Raw genomic sequence first — 6,329 nt, 5'->3', positions numbered from 1 at the left:
TGTTTGAATTCAGGGGTAAACGTACGTCGCTTTCTAGTCATCGAACACCTCTCAATGGCGAGCATTGTCGCCTAAGTGGGTGTCCGGTTTCATTAGACCACTACATTTCCCAATCCACGCTGTCATCCGGACAGGGCCGAAGAGTGCCGGTACTCGGTGTCAGCGCCAATTGCCGCGCGCGGCGCTTGCCGTGCCAGTTGAGACCGTATTTCTCATCGGCATCGGTGACGGTCTGGTCACCCACCAGCGCCTTGAGCACATCCACGTTCACCGCCGTGCCGTTCGGGCCTTCAGTAATGAGCGCCGGGAACAGGGCCTTGAGCTGGTCGATGTTGCCCGCCACCAGATCGGCGGACTGGGCCTCGGGGCTGTTGATGTCGATTTTTTTCATGGTGGTTCCTTAATCAGTCTGCCAAAAGGCGTCTGCCTGCCAGTTGTCCGGCAGGCCCATCGCTGGCTTTGCTATGTCGGGATATTCGTTCAATACATCGGCCAGGCGCTGGTGCCAGTGGGTATGCGGGCTGACCTGCTGCATTAGGTGGTGCAGTATTGCCAGCACCACGGCAATGCGGGTGTGTTGACTATTCTGATGTAGGTAGCCCGGCCATATGACGTTGGCCTGCTTTGGCTGTTCGGGCTTGATGCCCAGCTCACGGTTCCACAGCCGGGCATGGTGGGCGCAGATGTTACGCACCACGGTCAAGGTATGCAGCCAGGAATCCAATAATGGCGCTGGCACGCTCAGACGCTGGCCTATAGCTTTCCGATCACTGTCTTTGGCAAGCCCCCGATACAGATGGGACAGTTCACCCAGGCTCAGCTCTTCGAGCATGGCCCAGCCGGGCATCAGGGCGGGTGTGTTGTAATTCAGTGCATAGTGGCGGGCGTAACTCTCTTGGGCACGCCGTTGCCTTAGTGCTGCTTTACGCGCCTCACTGGCGTGCGCGAGCCTGTCGATACGATTGACCTCGCGCTGGTAGTCCTGCAGGGCTTTTTGTTGGGCGCTCTCGATGGCGCTCAACAAGCGGGCATGGTCATAGCCGTTTTTGAACAGATCTCGCTGCTGATACCAGTGCGCACCATAGAATGGCCCCATGTGGTTGGAAATAGCCGCTCTGGCCGCGACTTCAACTCGCTCAATGGCATCCATCACCAACAGTCGCAGGCGACGGTCGAAGTCGTACAGTTGGCTGAGCCGGCGAAATCCGGTACCGGGCAAGAATGCGTGATCGGGATTATCAGCTACCTGAAAGGGACGCATGTAGGGCGTAAGACGAAAAAAACTGACGGCTTCGAGAAAGAGTGCGGCTCTGGCTTCATCGTGGATTGACAGGCCACGCGCTTTGAGCAGAGCGATTTGTTGGGCAACGGTAATTGCGGGTTTGTTGAATGGCCTCATGCCGCTCCCCGCTTTCTGCAGACAATAAAAAACCCGCACGATTTGAGCGTGTCTGCCGAAACAGTCATAGGCTTGGCGGGTGTATTGCCGCAAAGTATAGGCAGTGCCTGCCTGCAGGACAAGGCCGCACGGGCATGAATTTGTCGGCGCCGCGTCACAAAGCCCCCCTTACGGCGGCCAACTCGGCCTGCACACGCTTAAGCATCAGGTTCAATTCCACCTGACGTGCCAGTTGTTTTTCCTTTGCTGCCTGCGCCCGCAGACGGCTGATTTCTGCCTCAAGCCGCTCACAATCTGCCAAGGCTTGGCGTCGCTTTGCGGCCTGTTCTGGGGTGGTCGATGCTTGATAACTGCCGGTCAACCGGGCAGCGAGCAAGGCCTGGAGGCAATCGACCCAGCCTTGATATAAGGCGTACAGGGTAACTTGGGGCTGGCGCATAATCGACAGGGACTGAACAAAGGCCGACTCTGCGGCGGTAGCGGCTTCTGCTGCATTCGGCGCACCAATCTCGGGCGGCAAGCCAGGGATTGTTAACGATTGTGGGCTACCGTCGAGCACCACCTTGTCGGCCTCGTTCTGTGCCCAGCGCTTGTGTGCCAGCGACAGGGTTAGCGATTGCCCTTCCATCATCAGCAACAGCACCGGATAAGGCACGGCTCGGTGCACCAGCTCGGCAAGCCGCGACTGACTGGCAGGTTTAACGACACCCCGCACAGTCACTGCCAGCACAGCGATCTCCAGGTATTCACGCAACTCATCCCGGTAGTCAGGCACACCGATGGTGTTGGGCTTGAGCGCGGCGACCCATTGGATCTCTTCGATAGCCTCCGTAATCAGGCGCTTGTCTGCCACTGTGGGGGCGCCGTTCTCCAGCAGCAATTTCTTGGGGACGCGCTGATCCACCCGGCAACCCTCGGGCAGGTGCAAGGCTTGGATAAGGGTTTGCGCCGAAAGGGTTGATGCGGGGCTGGCCGTCATGGCGTCTCGCTCTCTGGCAGGATCGCCATAAACGCCACCACCTCGAAGTCATTGCTGCCGGCGAACTCACCTTTGATGGCGTGGGTGCCGCCCGGCGTGAACAAGCTGGCGACGGCGCGTTCCTCGTTCTTGCCAGCAACCGACGCAACCGCTGCGGCAAGCAGCTTCTGGGCATGACGCATGTCTTCCCCTTGCCTGGTCGCCTTGTCGAACCGGGCACAGGCGCCCGTGTCGGGTGTTTCACGGCCCAACGCAAGGCGCTTGAGACGGTCGAGGATACGCTTGGCTTGCGGGTAAGGCAGCAACACGGCACCGTCGTCACCGACATGAACAAGGTAGTGCGGCGCCAGCGGGTAGTCAGACTCCTTGGCTTTGTGGGCCGCCGGACCACAGGCTTGCAGGCAAAAGATCACGCCCGGCGAAATATCGGCATCCAGGGTGGTGGTGACGGCATAGGCGCCGAGCGGCTGGGTGTCGAGTTTGCCGGGGTGCGCCTTCAGGTACTGTGCCAGATCGATGCGGAAGTCGGTCAGGGTCAGGTCGGTAATTGACACCCCGGTGGACAGGTCCTCCATGTCGATGACCGTATCCTGCAATTTGAGCAGTTGCTTGCGCCGGTATTCCAGATCGTTCATCGGGTTGCCGGATTGCTGTTCAATCAGGTTTTCCTCGCCGGTGGCAGACACGTCGAGCAATACCATGCGGCCGCTGACCCGCTGCTCCAGGTTGATGTACTCCTCCAGCTCCATGTTGGGCCAGAAGTTGACCAGCTGGATACGCTCGTTAGGCGAGCCAATACGGTCAATACGTCCAAAGCGCTGGATGATACGCACCGGATTCCAGTGGATGTCGTAGTTGATCAGCCAATCGCAGTCTTGCAGGTTCTGGCCTTCGGAAATGCAGTCGGTGGCAATCAGCAAATCGATCTCGCCTTCAGCGGCGAGCTCTTCTGGGCGCTCCTTGGCACGCGGGGCGAACGCGGACAGCACACCGCTCATGCTCTTGCGCAAACCGGGCAAGGTAGTCTGTATGCCGGCGCTGCCGGTCACCAGCGCGGAATCTATACCCAAGGCACTCTTGGCCCAGGGGGAAAGCTGCGCGTAAAGGTAGTGCGCCGTATCCGAGAAGGCGGTGAATACGATGATCTTGCGGTTGCCGCTGTTAATCGGCTGGCGGCACTTGTCATCAATCATCTGGCGCAATGCGGCCAGCTTGGCATCACGGCTGGCATCGACCTGCTTGGCAGCGGCCAGCAGAGTGGCCAGCCGGTTGCGATCTTCGATCAAGTCCTGTTTCCAGCGGACCAGGTCAACATCGCCAAGCAGCACCTTGACCTTGCGCCCAACCAGCAGGGCCTCGAAAGCCGGGTCGTCTATATCGACGTCGGCGATGTCGATTTCCTCGAGCTCAGCATCATGGGCATCGATATGCGCCAGTGTTGCCTCGACATCCTTGAGCTGCCGCTGAACCGTCAGCGTGAACGACGACACTGCGCTTTCCATGCGCTTTAGCACATTGACGCGAAGCAAGTGAATCAGGCTCTCTTCGCGGTCCACCTGGCGGAAGAAGCCCTCGCCGCCGCGAACCTGCGTGCTGTACTTGGCGTCATAAGCCGCCTGCTTATGCGGCAGGACGTAGCGCAGGGGCGCATAACTGGCCAGGGTGAGGCGGCGGATTTCCAGATTGATATCGCGGATGGCGCGAAATTCGCCGGCGAGGTCAACATCCGCCTTGATGTTGATGGGTGCAAGACGATCCGGGAAACGGCCGGTTTCGCTGGTGCCGTAGTATTTCTCGATGTGCCGCCGCGAGCGAGCGATGGTGAGGTGGTCCAGCAGCGTGAAATAGTCGAATCCCAACATTTCAACCAGCTTCGATGGCGTCTTTTCGGACTCGTCCATCGCCAACCAACGGTTGAACTGGGCCTGGGCTTTGCGGGTGGTCGCCTCGATACTGGCGATGCCGTGCTCCAGCAAGGCGGTGTCATCGCCTTCGGTGACAAAGGCGATCTGATTGCGCAAGTCTGCAAGCCGGTTGTTGACTGGCGTGGCCGACAGCATGAGGACGCGGGTCTTGACCCCTTCCTTGATGATCCGACGCATCAGCCGGTCGTAGCGCGACTCCTTGCCCTTGTGTGTCGCCTTGTTGCGGAAGTTGTGCGACTCGTCGATCACCACCAGGTCGTAGTTGCCCCAGTTCACGTGCGACAGATCGATGTCGCCTGAGGTGCCGCCGTCCCGTGACAGATCGGTGTGGTTCAGGACATCGTAGTTGAAGCGGTCCGCCGCGAGAATGTTGCGCTTGTCGTTGGCCTTGTAGAGTGTCCAGTTGTCGCGCAGACGCTTGGGCGCCAGCACCAGAACACGATCGTTGCGCAGCTCGTGGTATTTGATGATCGCCAGGGCTTCGAAGGTCTTACCGAGGCCGACGCTGTCCGCGATGATGCAGCCACCGAAGCGGTTCAGCTTGTCGATGGCGCCCACTACGCCATCACGCTGAAACTTGAACAGCTTCTTCCACACCACGGTATTGCGGATACCGGTAGCGGACTTGACGATTCGGTCCTCGTCCATTTCATCACCGCTTTCACGAAACAGGTGATGCAATATCAGTGTGTAGATAAGATAAGGGTCACGGTGCGCCCCCAAGGCACGCATTGTCTCTGCCAGGGCAATGCCTGCTTCCGGCTGGTCATGCAAGACATTCCAGTGCTGATCGAACCAGGCGGCAAGCTGTGCGGCTTCTGCAGGGGACTCAGAGGCCTGAATAAGGCTCAACGGATTGCCGGGGGTCAGCCCAAGCCCATCCGTGGTCAGGGCGAATGATCCCAACACCACTTGCACAGGTGCGCCGTCCGGCCCAGACATAACTGCCGCGCCCTGAGGCACTGCGCCGGCTGCCCGGCGCAATTCCACCTTGTTATCGATCCATTCAGCACATTGGTTTGCCAGCCAGCGCGCTTGTAGTCGATTGCGCGCAGATCGGTCGCCTTCGCCACCCAGTAGCCCCAGCTTTTCATCCTCTGCCGGCAGGATCAATTGCACACGCTCCAACTCTGCCAGTGCCTTACGCAATTCGGCAAACGCGAACAAAGAGAACGAGGGGGTCACGCAACTTAGGCGATTGCCTTTGGCAAGGTTGGGACTGATCAGATCGACAACCCGGTCTGCACCCGTGTTTTGGATCAACTTCATCGGCAGCGTCCTTACTTCAGCGCACGGTTTGGTCAAGCATTGATGACGTTGGATTCAAGTCCTGGGCATTGTGCAAATGGTGGCTTGGTCCTGGGGCATCGATGGATCGTCCGTATCAGTATCAGTTGCACCTGACCTGCTGTTAGCAAATAGAGAAGCAGCGACGGGAGCAACCTTCCAATGGTGATTCAGAGCGTGACGGCAAGCCACGCGACGACTGGTATCAGTTTGCCTCATAAGAATCGACATGGCGACCCTGAGAAAAATCAGCAGGAGTTTCGAGAACAGTACGCGCGCGCGCGAGGCCGAGGGACAGAGGTATCCAAGCAGGTATCCACGGAAACGCAGTACGCGTGGACTGTTAATCGGCAAAGCAAGTTAACAGCGTTAACACCCCAGCGCGGGCACGTAGCTCAGGTAGATGACTTGGTGTCGGACTCACCTGCGCGTTGGCCTGGCACCACGCAGTTGGTTCGCACTCAGGTTCGCACCCTATAGCGTGCGTATCTATGTCGCAAACTGATTGTACTGGCCGATCAAAACCGCACCGAAGGAACAGATGTTGAGGCTACCAACAGGCCGAAACATAGCTAGGGAAACGCTGCACAAATCAGCCATCCACCTGAGTGTCCAGCCCCGAGTATAATCACCAGACACTGCCACTACCTCAGCCAAGCCACCCGATGAAGCAGATCACCTTCGCCCAAGCCGAGCATCAGAACAAGAAAAAGGTTACCCGCCGGGAACGCTTCCTGGC

The 6,329-nt window shown here is 58.7% G+C and carries 4 protein-coding genes; all 4 read right to left on the bottom strand.

The genetic code is table 11. From position 1 onward, the window contains the following. Window positions 1–100: 100 nt before the first annotated feature. The 4 genes from BMZ23_RS14535 to BMZ23_RS14520 all read right to left on the bottom strand — a co-directional run bounded on the left by BMZ23_RS14535 (window position 101) and on the right by BMZ23_RS14520 (window position 5,572). The gene (locus BMZ23_RS14535; protein ID WP_245748255.1) at window positions 101–391 is read right to left on the bottom strand and encodes a hypothetical protein; all 291 of its coding nucleotides are present in this window, start codon (window positions 389–391) and stop codon (window positions 101–103) included. Window positions 392–400: 9 nt separating this feature from the next. Beyond that, a complete protein-coding gene (locus BMZ23_RS14530) occupies window positions 401–1,492 on the bottom strand; it encodes an Abi family protein (RefSeq protein ID WP_245748254.1) in 1,092 nt (363 codons plus the stop codon). Between the two features lie 61 nt (window positions 1,493–1,553). Next, window positions 1,554–2,378 (bottom strand): DUF4391 domain-containing protein, encoded by an 825-nt coding sequence (locus BMZ23_RS14525; RefSeq protein ID WP_093479006.1) that lies wholly within the window; start codon window positions 2,376–2,378, stop codon window positions 1,554–1,556. Beyond that, on the bottom strand, window positions 2,375–5,572 hold the full coding sequence (locus BMZ23_RS14520; protein WP_093479003.1) for a helicase-related protein: 3,198 nt from the start codon (window positions 5,570–5,572) through the stop codon (window positions 2,375–2,377). The genes BMZ23_RS14525 and BMZ23_RS14520 overlap by 4 nt, the downstream gene beginning before the upstream one ends. Window positions 5,573–6,329: the final 757 nt, after the last annotated feature.

The organism is Halopseudomonas yangmingensis (assembly GCF_900114825.1).
Lineage (GTDB): Bacteria > Pseudomonadota > Gammaproteobacteria > Pseudomonadales > Pseudomonadaceae > Halopseudomonas > Halopseudomonas yangmingensis.
Note: the sequence above shows the minus strand (reverse complement) of the source record. Positions and strands in the feature narration are given on the sequence as shown.